General features: G+C 48.8%; 15 protein-coding genes and 1 riboswitch. Of the genes, 10 read left to right on the top strand and 5 right to left on the bottom strand.

What is annotated here, in order from left to right; genetic code table 11:
• Positions 1 to 212: 212 nt before the first annotated feature.
• The 7 genes from FTU54_RS04260 (at position 213) to FTU54_RS04230 (ending at position 6,894) form a co-directional block, all read left to right on the top strand.
• On the top strand, positions 213 to 1,235 hold the full coding sequence (locus FTU54_RS04260; RefSeq protein ID WP_042119428.1) for a hypothetical protein: 1,023 nt from the start codon (positions 213 to 215) through the stop codon (positions 1,233 to 1,235).
• Between the two features lie 60 nt (positions 1,236 to 1,295).
• A riboswitch (TPP riboswitch) is annotated at positions 1,296 to 1,426 on the top strand.
• An 84-nt stretch (positions 1,427 to 1,510) separates the two neighbouring features.
• A complete protein-coding gene (gene thiC, locus FTU54_RS04255; protein ID WP_005181616.1) occupies positions 1,511 to 3,406 on the top strand; it encodes a phosphomethylpyrimidine synthase ThiC in 1,896 nt (631 codons plus the stop codon).
• A gap of 77 nt (positions 3,407 to 3,483) precedes the next feature.
• Positions 3,484 to 4,092 (top strand): NUDIX domain-containing protein, encoded by a 609-nt coding sequence (locus FTU54_RS04250; RefSeq protein WP_005181612.1) that lies wholly within the window; start codon positions 3,484 to 3,486, stop codon positions 4,090 to 4,092.
• Between the two features lie 21 nt (positions 4,093 to 4,113).
• A complete protein-coding gene (locus tag FTU54_RS04245) occupies positions 4,114 to 4,917 on the top strand; it encodes a metallophosphoesterase (RefSeq protein WP_180046573.1) in 804 nt (267 codons plus the stop codon).
• Positions 4,918 to 5,131: 214 nt separating this feature from the next.
• Complete coding sequence (dksA, locus tag FTU54_RS04240; RefSeq protein WP_016659695.1) at positions 5,132 to 5,659, top strand: RNA polymerase-binding protein DksA; 528 nt, start codon at positions 5,132 to 5,134, stop codon at positions 5,657 to 5,659.
• A gap of 2 nt (positions 5,660 to 5,661) precedes the next feature.
• Entirely contained in the window at positions 5,662 to 6,582 is a 921-nt protein-coding gene (gene gluQRS, locus FTU54_RS04235) for a tRNA glutamyl-Q(34) synthetase GluQRS (protein ID WP_180074531.1), read from the top strand.
• A 51-nt stretch (positions 6,583 to 6,633) separates the two neighbouring features.
• The gene (locus FTU54_RS04230; protein ID WP_005181597.1) at positions 6,634 to 6,894 is read left to right on the top strand and encodes a zinc-ribbon domain-containing protein; all 261 of its coding nucleotides are present in this window, start codon (positions 6,634 to 6,636) and stop codon (positions 6,892 to 6,894) included.
• Here FTU54_RS04230 and ftsW read toward each other — a convergent pair.
• The 5 genes from ftsW to FTU54_RS04205 form a co-directional block, all read right to left on the bottom strand.
• A complete protein-coding gene (gene ftsW, locus FTU54_RS04225; RefSeq protein ID WP_168382006.1) occupies positions 6,883 to 8,079 on the bottom strand; it encodes a putative lipid II flippase FtsW in 1,197 nt (398 codons plus the stop codon). The genes FTU54_RS04230 and ftsW overlap by 12 nt on opposite strands.
• 14 nt (positions 8,080 to 8,093) lie before the next feature.
• Complete coding sequence (murD, locus tag FTU54_RS04220; RefSeq protein WP_160243609.1) at positions 8,094 to 9,446, bottom strand: UDP-N-acetylmuramoyl-L-alanine--D-glutamate ligase; 1,353 nt, start codon at positions 9,444 to 9,446, stop codon at positions 8,094 to 8,096.
• 154 nt (positions 9,447 to 9,600) lie between these two features.
• Entirely contained in the window at positions 9,601 to 9,849 is a 249-nt protein-coding gene (locus FTU54_RS04215) for a DUF6587 family protein (protein WP_016659699.1), read from the bottom strand.
• A gap of 25 nt (positions 9,850 to 9,874) precedes the next feature.
• Positions 9,875 to 11,728: a ferrous iron transporter B gene (locus FTU54_RS04210; RefSeq protein ID WP_104487721.1), complete on the bottom strand. Its 1,854-nt coding sequence runs from the start codon at positions 11,726 to 11,728 to the stop codon at positions 9,875 to 9,877.
• The gene (locus tag FTU54_RS04205; RefSeq protein WP_005181588.1) at positions 11,725 to 11,985 is read right to left on the bottom strand and encodes a FeoA family protein; all 261 of its coding nucleotides are present in this window, start codon (positions 11,983 to 11,985) and stop codon (positions 11,725 to 11,727) included. The genes FTU54_RS04210 and FTU54_RS04205 overlap by 4 nt, the downstream gene beginning before the upstream one ends.
• A 168-nt stretch (positions 11,986 to 12,153) precedes the next feature.
• Between FTU54_RS04205 and xerD the strand changes: the two genes are divergently transcribed.
• The 3 genes from xerD to FTU54_RS04190 all read left to right on the top strand — a co-directional run bounded on the left by xerD (position 12,154) and on the right by FTU54_RS04190 (position 15,408).
• Positions 12,154 to 13,071 (top strand): site-specific tyrosine recombinase XerD, encoded by a 918-nt coding sequence (xerD, locus tag FTU54_RS04200; RefSeq protein ID WP_005181586.1) that lies wholly within the window; start codon positions 12,154 to 12,156, stop codon positions 13,069 to 13,071.
• 97 nt (positions 13,072 to 13,168) lie between these two features.
• The gene (locus FTU54_RS04195; protein ID WP_104473377.1) at positions 13,169 to 13,981 is read left to right on the top strand and encodes a DsbC family protein; all 813 of its coding nucleotides are present in this window, start codon (positions 13,169 to 13,171) and stop codon (positions 13,979 to 13,981) included.
• A gap of 122 nt (positions 13,982 to 14,103) precedes the next feature.
• Positions 14,104 to 15,408 carry a homoserine dehydrogenase gene (locus FTU54_RS04190; protein WP_016659702.1) on the top strand — a complete coding sequence of 435 codons (1,305 nt, stop codon included), beginning with the start codon at positions 14,104 to 14,106 and terminating at the stop codon, positions 15,406 to 15,408.
• The last annotated feature ends 17 nt before the right edge of the window (positions 15,409 to 15,425 follow it).

Below are 15,425 nucleotides of genomic sequence, written 5' to 3'. Positions count from 1 at the left end.
AGCAGCAAGCTGTCCAGTTGAGTTGAGCCAAGAGCGCACTCACAGCCATGTAACCAAACTTCAGCACAACGCTACAATTCGCCGGCCCGAAGCTGGTTACAATAGCGCCATACATTCCGCACTTGTTGTTTTTTGCTGCTTTTTTTAATTGGGTTATCGTGAAGCTTATTTCTCCCCGCTGGCGTACTTTACTGCTCAGTTTATGTTCTGCAATGGTTTTGACCGCGTGTCAAAGGCCAGAACCCCCTGTGGTCATTGAACAGAAGCCGAAGCAGGCTGTGGCTGAACAGGCGGTCGATTTAAAGTCGATCTGCCGCGGCATTGAACAGGAAATGCGCGAGATTAACCAGCAGCGCACCACCTTTGCCCTGGAACAGATTAACCAGGATTTAAAAGTCTGTTTGCCACTAATGGATTTCCCCGACCAGCAGCATCTGCTGGAACTGTCTGCCCAGATGTACCAGAATTTTCTGAAAGTCGAACGTACCGCCCAGCAGCAGACCGCTTTTGATCAGTATGCCTTTGATCTGGCCCAGCATCCCACCATTCAGCAAAGCCATTTCGAACAGTTTGCCTTACGCGACCAGTATCTGCTGAAACACAAAGGTCAGGCCTATGTCGACCTGTATGATGCCGGTGAAGGGCAACTGGTCTATCGGCGTAATCCGCAGTACCTGGCTCGTATTTTTGCGCCTTATCTGCCCGATGCCGAACGGATTTTTATTGAAAATCTGGCCGAACAGAATATGCAACGTCCGATTCGTGATGGCGGCCTGACCATTGATGCCCAGGAAGTGGTGCGTCGCGCCCTGTTCTGGGAAGATTATGTCAAAAACTATCCTGACAGCAGTTATATCCGCGATGCGCGTTATCTGGATCAGGTCTATCGTATGTTCCTGTTTAAAGGCACCTTAAATACCCCGGTTTCAGACAGCTATGAAGCAGAATATGCGATTCAACCCAGTGTCTGGTATGAAATTGAAAAGCTGGCCAAGCTGGAGCAGTCGCGACTGGCAGATCAGGCGCGTAAATTCCGCAGCTTTGTACAGATGTCGCCACAGGAACGGCGTAACCGTATTCCAGTCAGCCTGACCGCACAAGAACAAAACAATGAACGTGCCAACACCCTGGCGCTAAAGCAGCTGTCCCATTATCTGGATTTACCGCTAAACGGCTTAAGTCCGACCCGTGACTGTTTTAGCGATGCGGTCTGTATGCCTTATCAGAATAACTAAGCCACCCACCAATTTGGCAGTTTTATCACTGGCCTTTTTAAGCCAACCTGTTAAGATTTAAGCAGCTTGACGGAGCGCGAGTAAATCCTCGCTGAGATTGTGTAATTGTCTAACCGTATAGATGATTAAGCACAAGTACCGTTGAACCTGATCAGGTTAACACCTGCGTAGGAATCAAGCGCAACTAAACCTTAAGTTTCGATTTATTATTCAGGATAAATCCGTTTCGTTTTGGTCGTGCTTGATTCGTTGATGCTCTTCATAAGGATCATGGTATGAACCAATTAACGAATCTTTCTTCTGAGGCCATTTCTGCTCAACACGAGCAAGATGCCAAAGACCTCACCCGTATTTTACCCGCTTCGAGCAAAGTCTATATTCAGGGCTCACGTGAGGATATCCGTGTCCCGATGCGCCAGATTGAACTGACTGAAACCCCAACCAGTTTAGGCGGTGAACACAATCCGCCGGTAATGGTCTATGACACCTCTGGCGTTTACACCGACCCGGAAGTCAATATTGATCTGAACCAGGGTTTACCGAATGTGCGTGAACGCTGGATTGAAGAGCGTAACGATACTGAAATTCTGGATCAGCTCAGTTCTAAATTCGGTCAGGAACGCCTGCGCGATATCCGCACCGCCGACATCCGTTTTGCCCATATCCAGAAACCGCGTCGGGCCAAACGCGGGCATAACGTGACCCAAATGCATTATGCCAAACAGGGCATTATTACCCCGGAAATGGAATACATCGCTATCCGTGAAAACCTGCGCCAACAGCAAGGCGTCGATATGCGCCAGCATCCGGGACAAAACTTTGGCGCACAAAACCTGCGTGAAATTACCCCGGAATTTGTACGTCAGGAAGTCGCTGCCGGCCGCGCCATTATTCCCGCCAACATTAACCACCCTGAAATTGAGCCAATGATTATTGGCCGTAATTTCCTGGTGAAAATTAATGCCAATATTGGTAACTCGGCACTGGGTTCTGACATTGCCGAAGAAGTGGCAAAAATGACCTGGGCCACCCGCTGGGGCGCCGACACCATCATGGATTTATCGACCGGGAAAAATATTCATGAAACCCGCGAATGGATTATCCGTAACTCACCCGTGCCAATTGGTACCGTGCCCATTTATCAGGCCCTGGAAAAAGTCAACGGCGTGGCAGAAGACCTGACCTGGGAAATCTTTAAAGACACCCTGATTGAACAGGCCGAACAAGGTGTGGATTACTTCACCATTCATGCCGGGGTACTGCTGCGTTATGTACCGCTGACCGCCAACCGTCTCACCGGTATTGTGTCACGTGGCGGTTCAATCATGGCGCAGTGGTGTCTGGCGCATCATGAAGAAAACTTCCTGTACACCCACTTCGATGAAATCTGTGAAATCATGAAAGCCTATGACGTGTCATTCAGTCTGGGCGATGGCCTGCGTCCGGGCTGTATTCAGGATGCCAATGATGAAGCACAATTCAGCGAACTTCGTACCCTGGGCGAGTTAACGCATCGCGCATGGGAACATGATGTACAGGTGATGATTGAAGGCCCGGGTCATGTGCCAATGCATATGATCAAGGAAAATATGGATCTGCAACTGGAAGTCTGCAAAGAGGCGCCGTTCTATACCCTTGGTCCGCTAACCACCGATATTGCACCGGGCTATGACCATATTACCTCGGCCATTGGGGCCGCTATGATTGGCTGGTATGGCACGGCCATGCTGTGCTACGTGACGCCAAAAGAGCATTTAGGTCTGCCGAACAAGAAAGATGTTAAAGACGGTATTATCACCTACAAGATTGCTGCACATGCCGCCGATCTGGCCAAAGGTCATCCGGGTGCGCAGGCGCGTGACAATGCCCTGTCCAAAGCCCGCTTTGAATTCCGCTGGGAAGATCAGTTTAACCTGAGTCTGGACCCGGATACGGCGCGCAGTATGCATGATGAAACCTTGCCGAAAGAAGCACACAAATCAGCGCACTTCTGTTCGATGTGTGGACCGAAATTCTGCTCCATGAAAATCACCCAAAATGTGAGAGATTATGCGCAAAATCAGAATCTTGCTAAAGAAGCCATGCAAAGTGATACAGAGGTTGCGGAAGGTCTCAAAGCCATGAAGGAGACCTATCAGCAGACTGGTCAAAAATTGTACCACGACGTCTAAACTATCGAAAAAGAGTTTGTGTTCCATTTAATCTCAGTTAGGATGAAAACTGATGTTCTTCATCCGTATGATGTTTTATGGAAATACTTAAACAGGCGACCTATGGTCGAAATGAACTGCGCATTCAACAGCGTGAATTCTTGTTTCGTGGCTTTATTCAGGTTGAAAAAGTCAGTCTGAGCCATCGCCTGTTTAATCAAAACCACTATACACCGGTCATTCATCGGGAGTTGATTCAACGCCCGGAGGCAGCCGGTGTATTGTTATATGATGAAAAAAAACATAAATTTGCATTAATAGAACAATTTCGTATTGGGGCAATGGATGATCAGGATTCTCCCTGGCAACTTGAAGTCATTGCGGGCGTACTCGATGGTGATGAATCACCGGAAAGCTGCATTCGCCGTGAAACCCTAGAAGAATCAGGCTGCGAAGTTGAAGAACTGCAGCATCTGTTTACCTTCTATCCTTCTGCAGGGGCTTGTGCGGAAATCTTTCATTTATATAGTGCGAAAGTAAATTTGCCGGAACAAGGCGGTGTGTTTGGTCTCAGTGAGGAAGGCGAAAATATTCAATTGCATATTTTTGAATATGAGCACTTACCCATCTTATTGGCCAATGGTCGGCTCAGGAATGCGCCGCTGATCATCGCCCTGCAATGGTTACAACAACAAATTAAACCATAAGGAATGTCTAAGGGGCCAGGCATGACTTTTATAAGCAAAAATACACAAAGCTGGACCATCGTCCAGATTTCAGACACACATTTAATGGATCAGGAAGACCTTAAATTTGTGCAGATGAATCCGGAACACAGCTTTCATGGCATCATGCGTGATATTCAGCAACGTTATCCTGAGCTGGATGCCATTGTTCATACCGGGGATCTGGCACAGGTGCCAGTGCCGGCGACCTATGCGCGCTATCTGGCATTTATGCACCGCCTAAATATTCCGTTTTATCAGATTCCGGGCAATCATGATGAGGTGGAGTATTTTCCGTTTCACCAGCAGCAAAACCGGGTACATGCCATTCATTTGGGTCGCTGGACCATCATGCTGCTGAACAGTGCGGTCAAGAATCAGATTGATGGCCGGATTGAACCCTCCCAGCTCGCGCAACTGGACCAGCTGTTAACCGAACATGCCAGCCAGCATGTGATTCTGGCCTGTCATCATCATCCTTTTGCCATGCAGTCGCATTGGGTCGATCAGCACAAACTGAAAAATACCGCAGATCTGACTGAAGTGATGGCCAAGCATCAGAATATTAAAGCGGTTTTATTTGGTCACGTGCATCAGGATTCGCTGAACATCTGGAACAATATTCCTTTTTATTCAACACCTTCGACTTCAGTGCAGTTTAAACCGCACAGTGATGATTTTGCCCTGGGACAGGAAGCACCGGGCTATCGGGTCTTGCATTTAAAGGACAATGGCGAGTTCGACACACAGGTACATCGTGTTGAAAATTTAGTCGGTCAAATAAATAATGAAATTTCAGGTTATTAACTTTTCATTTTAATCTTTTTGCTTTAAGTTATGGCTGCGAAGGAAAACGTGATACGACGAAATCCAAACATCAAAGACTATCAATATACATAAAAAGTCTATATGATGACGACCCCCGAAGGGATAATCTTCTCCTTGGGAGTGGATAAAAACACTTGCATATCACCATATTTTTTGCGTATAGATAATACGTATATGATGAGGAATGCCCTACATGGCGAATGACAACCAAAATCAAGTCTTGGACGAACAAACAGATGTTGTAGAGGAAAAATCTACAAAGCGCGTGCGTAAGACAAAGCCAAAGGCGTCAGAAGGTGGTTCTACTGCTAGCTTATTTGGTATTGAGCCTTATCAGCCGAAAAAAAATGAAGAATATATGTCTGAGGGCCAGCTTGAGCACTTCCGTCAGATTCTCTTGGCCTGGAAAGCCGAGCTGATGTCTGAAGTTGATCGTACGCTAAACACAATGCAAGATGAAAATACTGCATTGCCTGACGTAAACGACCGCGCCACTCAGGAAGAAGAGTTTGCTATCGAGTTACGTACCCGTGACCGTGAACGCAAACTGATCCGTAAAATTGAACAATCCATTGAAGCCATTAAAAACGATGACTACGGTTTCTGTGAAACCTGCGGAATCGAAATTGGTTTACGCCGTTTAGAAGCGCGTCCAACTGCGACTTTGTGTATTGACTGCAAAACTTTGGCAGAAATCAAAGAGAAGCAAAATAACGGTTAAGCATGTCTATTCGTAATCCCTCCCTGCCCCTCCCTTTGATAAAGGGAGGGAAAGCTGAAGAGAATTACGTGGGCCGGTTTGCGCCATCGCCAACCGGCCCTTTGCATTTTGGTTCCCTCATTACTGCGGTGGCCAGTTATTGTGACGCCAAGGCCCAGCATGGGCGCTGGCTGGTCCGTATTGAAGACACCGACATTCCCCGTATTTATCCCGGCAGTGAAGCGCATATCCTGCGTTCTCTAGATGCCTTTCAGTTCGAGCCGGATGGCGAGATTCTGTTTCAAAAAGACCGTTTGGCCATTTACGAAGACGTTCTTGAGCAACTCGCCGAGCAAGGCTGGGTCTATGCCTGTCAGTGCACGCGTAAAATGCTCGGTTCCAATCATATTTATGCTGGCACCTGCCGCAATCTGCAACTCTCCTTTGCACAGCAGGCCATCCGCCTGAAAGTGACCGATATAGACATTTGCTTTGAAGACCGCTTGCAGGGCCGACATTGCTCCAACCTGCAACAAGATCTGGGTGATTTTGTCTTAAAACGCCGTGACGGGATTATTAACTATCAGCTGGCCGTGGTGGTCGATGACTATCTGCAAGGCATTACCGATGTCGTCCGCGGCGCAGACCTCTTGGACAATACCGAACGACAGATCTGGCTTGGGCGGGTGCTGGGCTATCCGGAACTGCGCTATCTGCATTTGCCGCTGGCCATGAATGATCAGGGGCAAAAACTCTCCAAGCAGAACCTGGCCCAGCCGCTGGATTTAAATCAGGCTCCTCTGCTATTACAAAAGGCGCTCACGGCTTTGCACCAACCCCCGGTAGTTTTAGACACCCCGGCACGTATGCTGCAGCAGGCCATTGCCCAGTGGTCAATTGAGGCCATTCCACATACAACTCAGCTACAGGGCAGCTACGCATAACTACACAATTTGCGCTAATCTAGAAAAAAATAACTGTAAAATGGGATTACTATGTTTTTTATTTTTGGGATTGGTCCAAAAACCAAAGTGCTGGAGAAAAACCAGTTTGTCTGTCCGGTCTGTCGTACCCGCACCAGTTATGAACTGAAGCAGCAGCGCAATTATTTTTCCTTATTTTTTATTCCTTTAATTCCGCTGTCCAAAGCCAAAGGTAGCTTTGTCAAATGTCTGAACTGTAAAACAGAAATGCCAAGCACGGTGTTGCACCATGCTCAGCCAGATCCATTTCAGCAGAGCAATCTAGAAGCTTGATTCCTCACGGCTTGGATTGGTTTGCTGGGTAGTACTTTCAATCTTTAAAATCAGACTGACCATCACCGCACACATAATTAGCGATGAACCCCCATAACTGATAAATGGCAGGGTCAATCCTTTGGTCGGCAACATGCCCATATTCATGCCGGCATTCACCAGAATCTGTAACAGGAAGATGATGCTGATGCCATAGGCCAGATAACCGGCACGCAAGTACTGATTACGCAAGGCACGATGACCAATGCGAATACAGCAGACCAGCATGGTGAAAGACAGGCTCAGCACCACCAGAATGCCAAAAAAGCCAAATTCTTCGCCTAAAACGGCCAGCATAAAGTCGGTATGCGCTTCCGGCAGATAGGACATTTTCTGGATACTATGCCCCAAACCCACCCCGGCCCATTCACCACGGCCAAAAGCCATTAAGGCATTTGACAGCTGATAACCGGCCCCGAGCGGATCATTCCACGGGTTAGAGAAAGACATTAAACGTTCAAAACGATAGGGTTCAAACACCACCAAGAAGGTAAACGCACCCAGCATCGCACCCAAGGCAATCCCGAACTGAATCAGCGGTGCACCGGCCAGGAAGAACACGCCAAGCATGGTCAGCGCAATCACCACGGTCGCACCCAAATCCGGTTCTGCCATAATCAGACCCACAGTCGCTGCCATAATTACCGCCAGCCTCACCAGACCTTTAATATTATTACGCACTTCTTCGGCGCGACGTACCACGTAGTCGGCGGTAAAAATCGCCATCATCACCTTGGCCACTTCTGAAGCCTGCAAGGTAAACCCGGCCACCCGAATCCAGCGTTTGGAACCATTGACTTCGGTACCGACCACCAGTACCGCAATCAGCAAGGCAATGGTAATAATCCATAAAAAGAAGGTGTTATTGAACCAGAGGTTTAAGGGAACTTTATACACGGTATAGGCGGCAATTAGCGCCACCGCAATTGAAATACCATGCCGCAGTACATAATGGAAGGCATTTTCATGCATACGCTCGGCATAGGGCATTGAGGCAGACGCCACCATAATCGAGCCGATACAGAGCAAGGCCAATACGCTAAAAATGAGCACATTGCGTACATTCACTTCGGCCGGTAACCGCGGCAACCAGCGCTCATAGACCTGATTGATTTTATTGATCGTTGTCTGAGCAAAGCCAGCCATATCCCAAATCCTTATTATTCTTGACCAAGTTCGTTGACATAAGTCACGAACTGACGACCACGTTCCGGATAGCCCGAGAACATATCAAAACTTGCACATGCAGGTGACAATAACACGACATCCTGCGGCTGGGTATGCTGCTGGCACAGTGTGACCGCCTGTTGCAGACTGTCGGCATGGAGCAGCGTGGTAGTGCCCTGTACTGCCGCTTCAATGAGTGCGGCATCTTCACCAATCAACACTGCCAGTTTGGCATATTGACTGAGCGCCTGACGCAGTGCCTTAAAGTCCTGGCCTTTGCCCTGCCCGCCTAAAATAATGGCCACCTGACCACCATACGGCTGAATTGCTGCACCCAAGCCTTCCAGTGCCGCAAGGGTGGCACCAATATTGGTGCCTTTGGAGTCGTTATAATAACGCACGCCTGCGACCTCTTCGACGAATTCACAGCGATGCTCCAGACCTTTAAAGCTTTTTAAGGTGTTCAGCATGCTGTCCATCGGCAGGCCAATCGCTTCACCCAGCGCCAGACAGGCCAAGGCATTGGCAATATTATGCGTACCCTGAATATACATGTCGCTGCTTTTCAGCAGACGTTCACGGCCACGCGCCAGCCAAATGGTGCCATCTGTTTCTTTTAAAATACCGAACTGGTTGATATCTGGTGCGTTCAGGCCAAAGCTCTGCATAGGGGTGGTATCTGGCACCAGCGGACGGGTCAGTGCATCATCACGGTTATACACCACCTGTTTCACGCCCTGGAAAATACGGTGTTTGGCGGTGTGATAACCGAGCATGTCACCATGACGGTCCAGATGGTCTTCACTCATGTTCAGCACCACCGCCACTTCAGCATTCAGGTTTGACGTGGTTTCTAACTGAAAGCTGGAAAGTTCCAGAATATACAGCTCCGGATCATCTTTGGTTAAATCCAGCGCTGGACGGCCCAGATTGCCCCCAACCGCGACCTTCTTGCCAGCATCGGCAGCCATCAGGCCAATTAGTGTGGTTACGGTACTTTTGGCATTGGAACCGGTAATGGCCACAATTGGCTTGTCAGTGGCACGGCGTAAAATCTGGATTTCACTGACCACCGGAATGCCCTGTGCCATTGCCGCCTGAATTTCTGGCAGTTTTGGATCAAGCCCCGGACTGATGATAATTTCTTCAGCAGACAACAGCAGTTCCTGGTCAAACTGGCCAAAACTGGTCTGAACCTCGGCCGGAATCTGGTCATAGCCGGGGGGTGTCGCTCGAGAGTCTGTTACGGCAACGCGGTAGCCCTGATCATGCAAGAAGTTGACTGCTGCAACACCTGAAATGCCAAGACCTGCCACAACTTTTAATCCACCGCGTTGTATTAACATTTGAGCTCCATCAATGATTTGGATTTTAAACTGCGGAAATGTTAGCACTTTGGGGTTTTGAATGCTTTTTCTGTTTGCAGTTTCTGGAAAAAATTTTGTGTCAGTGCGTAAAAAAGCCGTCATAGAGATGACGGCTTTTTTGATGCTCAAGGGCTTACTTCCACTTGACCCCTTGTACTTCAGTTTTCTTGCTGGCCTGCTCCGACACCGGACAATCACAGCCACCACCACAACCGGCAGCCATTTTCGGTCTGAACCATTTGCCCAGCGTGTGCCAGCCTTTTGCCGTACAGGCATCCGACAACTTCAGAAAGACTGAATTTGAAGTCTTCGGGAATACCTTTTTGAAGACCACCAGCGTGCTCCACATCACCAATACCGCCACAATCAATACTTCAATCATTTCAGTCTCCTTTTTTTGTTTCGGCTTAAGCCAACAGGTTTGATGCAATCTGATAGGTCAGGAATGACATCAAATAGGCCAGACCAAACAGATACACGGTCATAAAGCCCACTGTTTTCCACGATGCCGTTTCACGGCGTACCGTGGCCAGCGTCGCCAGACAGTGCGGCGCATAAATAAACCAGACCAGTAGCGATAAACCGGTCGCCAATGACCAGCCCAAGTCACCACCGCTGCTGATGATGCTGGCCAGACCATCGGCCATGGCATCTTCATCCCCTGACAGGGCGTAAATGGTACCCAGTGCAGCCACCACCACTTCACGGGCTGCCATTGCTGGAATCAAGGCAATACAGATCTGCCAGTTAAAGCCCAGTGGGGCAAAAATTGGCTGCATGATATGGCCCAGCATCCCGGCAAAGGTATAATCAATCGCCGGCATGGTCGCGCCTTCTGGCGGCTGCGGGAAGGTACACAAGAACCAGAGCAGAATCGACAGGGCAAAGATGATGCCACCGACCCGTTTCAGGAAGATTCGGGCGCGATCCAGCAACCCAATCCAGACGTTTTTGATGTCCGGGAAACGGTAACTTGGCAGTTCCATCAACAGCATGTGATCGGATTTGTCTTTCTGGAAAAACTTCAGCACAAAAGACACGCCTAGCGCACTTAAAATACCAGCCATATACAGCGCAAACAGCACCAGACCCTGCAGGTTAAACAGGCCCCATACCGTTTGTTCCGGAATAAAGGCGGCAATTAACAGCGCATACACCGGTAAACGCGCGGAACAGGTCATCAGCGGTGCCACAAAAATAGTGGTTAAACGGTCACGCGGGTCGCTGATACTGCGCGTTGCCATAATCCCCGGAATCGCGCAGGCAAAGCTGGACAATAACGGAATAAAGGCACGGCCACTTAAACCGGCTTTAAACATCAGTTTATCCAGCAAGAATGCGGCACGCGGTAAATAACCCGATTCTTCCAGAACCAGAATAAAGAAGAACAGAATCAGAATTTGCGGCAGGAACACCACCACACCACCGGCACCGGCAATAATCCCGTCCACCACCAGACTGTTCAGTAAAGGATGAGCAATACTGCCACCAATCACTTCACCCAGCCAGCCAAAGAAGGTTTCAATCCCGTCCATAAATGGGGCTGCCCAGGCAAAGACCGCCTGGAAAATGATAAACATCATGACCGCCAGACTGACCAGACCCAGCACCGGATGCAGGAACACCTTATCGAGGAAATCGGAACGTTTATCTTCCTGATCGACGTATTGCACCACATCATTCAGCAGGGTTTCGACCTTCTGATGGGCATCGCCTTTCAGACCGGTCAATTCGGTATGTGGCAGCGCATATTTACCCTGATCCAGCGCATTCATCAGGTTTTCAATCCCGGAACGGCGCACGGCCACGGTTTCTACCACCGGCACACCGAGGCGCTCAGACAGTTTCTGGGTGTTGATCTGCATGCCACGACGACGCGCTTCGTCCATCATGTTCAGCACCAGCAACATTGGACGACCCAGTTCAATCATTTCCAGTACCAGACCCAGATGCAGCTTCAGATTGGTGGCATCAACCACACACAGGAAAGCATCCTGCTGGCCTTCTTCTGCCAGTTTGCCCTGTACCACATCACGGGTAATGGCTTCGTCCGGGCTGGCAGCATTCAAGCTATAAGTGCCAGGTAAATCCAGCACCCGTACCGGCTTGCCTGAAGGTAAATTAAAATGACCAACTTTACGTTCGACCGTTACGCCGGCATAGTTGGCAACTTTCTGGCGTGTACCAGTTAAATGGTTGAATAATGAGGTTTTACCGCAGTTAGGATTCCCTACAAGGGCAATACGTAAGGCATCACTCATGTAGTGACTCCATCTTCAATTTCAATTTTCTCTGCTTCATTTTTGCGTAAGGCAAAACGGGTAAAACCGACCTGAATCAGAATCGGGTCCCCGCCAAAAACACCTTTGGTAATGACCTGAACGCGCGTGCCCGGCACAAACCCCAATGTTTCCAGACGGCTGGCCACCAAGTCATTGTGTGACTCGCCCCCCTCATCCTGCCGGATAATCTGGCGGATAATGGCCGTCTGCTTTACCTTTAACTCTGATAAACGCACTGTGAAATTCCTAAGCTCTTTTAAATAGTATACAAACAAATGAGAATAATTAACAAATAAGGATTGATTACGTTTCCGTTCTTATATCACATCGACAGCCCGGAAAAATTACTCTACATTGGAGAATTCCAATGATCTTGATCGAATTCTTAAATTAAAGTGATCCACATGCTCAATAAAAAGCCCCGCATTCCTGCACCTGTCACCATTCCGGAACATTTAAGCTATTTGCAGGGCTTTCGCGATCATCTAGTAGCACAAACCGTCAGTCCACATACCCGCAATGCCTATCTGTCCGACTTAATGTTATGCAGTGCCTGCGTGCCCAGTTCGATGCTGGACTGGAGTCATGATGATATTTCCGATGTCCTGATTGAATTGACCAAACAGCAAAAAAGCCCACGTTCGATTGCCCGCTGCCTATCGGCCTTAAGGGCTTTTTATAAATTTCTGCGTGAACAGAAACTGCGCGCCGACAATCCGGTCGCCGCACATAAAACCCCAAAACTGGGCCGGGCCTTGCCCAAAGATCTGTCCGAAGCCGATGTTGAAGCGCTAATTCAGGCACCGGATGTCAATACAGCACTGGGTCTGCGCGACCGGGCCATGTTTGAAGTACTGTATGCCTGTGGTTTACGTGTCTCTGAATTGCTGAATTTGCGTCTGGAGCTGATTAACCTGAAACAGGGTTATTTGCGCATTGTCGGTAAAGGCAATAAAGAACGTCTGGTACCTTTGGGCCAAGTCGCCTGTGAATGGGTAGAACACTATCTGCAAGAGGCGCGGCCGCAGCTGTATAAAACCAGCACTGATTATTTATTCCTGACCCAGCATGGCGGCATCATGAGCCGGCAGAACTTCTGGTATGCAATTAAACGCTATGCGCTACAGGCCGGAATTCAGGCCGAATTATCACCGCATACCTTGCGCCACGCCTTTGCCACGCATCTGCTCAATCATGGCGCAGACCTGCGCGTGGTGCAAATGCTGCTGGGGCATAGCGACCTGTCGACCACACAAATTTATACCCATGTCGCGCAGATTCGCATGCAGCAGCTGCACGCGACTCATCACCCTCGCGCTTAAGCGCACTGCCGAAATACGACCAAGAAGTTTTCGATCGGTCATTTTTTTTTGTTATGCTAGCCTCCTTGTTTTTATATCGATAAGAAAAGGGTTAGCAATGACATTTACCCGCGCGAAAATTGTAATGGCCATGACACTTGCTGCAGGCCTGGGCCTGACGGCATGCTCGAGCAATAATGATGAGAAAAAACAAACCACGCTTACGGCCAGTGCACCGGCAACCGGGGAAGCCTCTACCCTTTCTGAACGTAATGCCCAGCAGCGTCTGGTCAAAACCCTGGAACAGCATTTTAAAACTGCTGGCATTCAGGCCAAAATCACGGAAGTTAAAACCACGGAAGTTCCCAATCTGTACTGGGTCAGCCTGGAAGGCATGTCTGCGGTCTATGCCACCAGCGATGGCAAATACATTTTCCAAGGTGATGTGATCCGTTTAGGCGACAAACAGCTACATAACGTCGGTGAGAGCCTGCAAGCCGGCACCAATAAACAGATTTTTGCCAGCCTGAAAGAGCAGGACCTGCTGATCTATAAAGCCAAGGGCGAAACCAAACACGTCATTTATGTGTTTACCGATGTCAGCTGTCCATACTGCCACAAGCTGCATGAACATATGGATGAGCTGAACAGCAAAGGCATTGAAGTGCGCTATATTGCCTGGCCACGTGGTGAACAGTTTATTCCGGCCATGGAAAGCGTCTGGTGTAGCCAAGACCGCCATGCGGCTTTTGATCAGGCCATTGCCGGTGCTGAACTGCCTGCCGCGAGCTGCAAAACGCCAGTACGTGAACACTATCAGCTGGGTCTGAATATTGGGGTGAACGGTACCCCGGCAATCTATAGTGCAGACGGGGTTTACCTTGGTGGTTATCTGTCGCCAAGCGAATTGCTGAAGCGTTTAAATAACTAATTTTAATGGGTTAAATTACTGTTTTTTATAGATCAAGAGAAAGTGATTTCTACGCTAGAGTCTTCAGCTTTTTTTAGCTATGATCTAAGCTCGCTTAAAATTGATTAAATATGGAGTGTGACGTGAAACCAGTTCGTCTGGCAATCCTCGGTCTTGGTACTGTGGGTGGTGGTGCCCTTAAACTATTAAAAGAAAATGCTGCTGAGATTAAACGTCGCACCGGTCGTGAAATTGAAATTACCTATGTCGGCACCCGTCGTCCGCGTCCAGACCTGAACCTGCCAGAAACGGTCAAACAAAGCTCGGACCTGCTGGATATCGTGCGTCAACCGGATGTAGATGTCGTGGTTGAAGTCATGGGTGGGATTCATCCTGCATATGAAGTCATTATGGAAGCGATGAAACACGGCAAACATATTGTCACCGCAAACAAGGCCTTGCTGGCTGAACACGGCAACGAACTGTTTAAAGCCGCGGATGATCATGCCGTTCAGATCGCTTATGAAGCTGCGGTAGCTGGTGGTATTCCAATCATCAAGGTGATTCGTGAAGGTCTGGCCGCGAACAAGATTGAATGGCTGGCGGGTATCATTAACGGTACCGGTAACTTCATCTTAAGCGAAATGCGTGAAAAAGGCCGTGCCTTTGCCGATGTGCTGAAAGAAGCGCAAGAGCTGGGTTATGCCGAAGCCGATCCAACCTTCGACGTTGAAGGTATTGATGCAGCACACAAGCTGACTATCTTAGCCTCATGTGCATTTGGTATTCCGCTGCAATTTGACAAGGTGTATACCGAAGGCATTAGCAAAATTACCGCGCAAGATGTCAAATATGCCGAAGATTTAGGTTTCCGTATCAAGCATTTAGGAATTGCACGCCGTACCGATGCCGGCATTGAACTACGTGTGCATCCAACCCTGATTCCTGAAGAAGAACTGATTGCCAATGTAAATGGCGTGAAAAATGCAGTGCTGGTGCAGGCCAATGCAGTCGGTCCAACCCTGTATTATGGCGCCGGTGCCGGTGCAGGCCCAACCGCTTCAGCAGTGGTTGCTGACGTGGTCGATATTGTCCGTGACATCTCCTATACCGAAGATGGCGCAGGTACAATTCCGCAACTGGCCTTCGAAGCCTTAACTGACCTGCCAATTTTAAGCCGTGAACAGATGACCACGGGTTACTATATTCGCATTAATGCCGAAGACCAGACCGGTGTACTGGCCGATGTCACCACCATTTTAAGCCGTGCCGGTATCAGTATTGATGCCATCATGCAGCAATCTCGCTTAAAAGACCTTATTCCTATCGTGATTCTGACTGACCCAGTTCAGGAATCAAAAATGGATGAAGCGTTACAACAAATTCAAGCTTTGCCTGTGATTCATGGCGAAATTGTACGAATTCGTTTAGAATCGCTTGATAATTAATCGGGTCAAGGGGAATA

Source organism: Acinetobacter sp. YH12116 (assembly GCF_013418895.1).
GTDB classification, from domain to species: Bacteria; Pseudomonadota; Gammaproteobacteria; order Pseudomonadales; family Moraxellaceae; genus Acinetobacter; species Acinetobacter indicus.
The sequence above is the reverse complement of the archived record's forward strand: the minus strand, read 5'-3'. Positions and strand labels throughout refer to the sequence as shown.

Coding starts and splice junctions, on each gene's coding strand:
- FTU54_RS04215 (WP_016659699.1), bottom strand. CDS start 9,849: ATGATTGAAGTATTGATTGTGGCGGTATTGGTGATGTGGAGCACGCTG.
- FTU54_RS04260 (WP_042119428.1), top strand. CDS start 213: ATGGTTTTGACCGCGTGTCAAAGGCCAGAACCCCCTGTGGTCATTGAA.
- FTU54_RS04195 (WP_104473377.1), top strand. CDS start 13,169: ATGACATTTACCCGCGCGAAAATTGTAATGGCCATGACACTTGCTGCA.
- FTU54_RS04250 (WP_005181612.1), top strand. CDS start 3,484: ATGGAAATACTTAAACAGGCGACCTATGGTCGAAATGAACTGCGCATT.
- FTU54_RS04245 (WP_180046573.1), top strand. CDS start 4,114: ATGACTTTTATAAGCAAAAATACACAAAGCTGGACCATCGTCCAGATT.
- dksA (WP_016659695.1), top strand. CDS start 5,132: ATGGCGAATGACAACCAAAATCAAGTCTTGGACGAACAAACAGATGTT.
- murD (WP_160243609.1), bottom strand. CDS start 9,446: ATGTTAATACAACGCGGTGGATTAAAAGTTGTGGCAGGTCTTGGCATT.
- xerD (WP_005181586.1), top strand. CDS start 12,154: ATGCTCAATAAAAAGCCCCGCATTCCTGCACCTGTCACCATTCCGGAA.
- FTU54_RS04230 (WP_005181597.1), top strand. CDS start 6,634: ATGTTTTTTATTTTTGGGATTGGTCCAAAAACCAAAGTGCTGGAGAAA.
- ftsW (WP_168382006.1), bottom strand. CDS start 8,079: ATGGCTGGCTTTGCTCAGACAACGATCAATAAAATCAATCAGGTCTAT.
- FTU54_RS04210 (WP_104487721.1), bottom strand. CDS start 11,728: ATGAGTGATGCCTTACGTATTGCCCTTGTAGGGAATCCTAACTGCGGT.
- thiC (WP_005181616.1), top strand. CDS start 1,511: ATGAACCAATTAACGAATCTTTCTTCTGAGGCCATTTCTGCTCAACAC.
- gluQRS (WP_180074531.1), top strand. CDS start 5,662: ATGTCTATTCGTAATCCCTCCCTGCCCCTCCCTTTGATAAAGGGAGGG.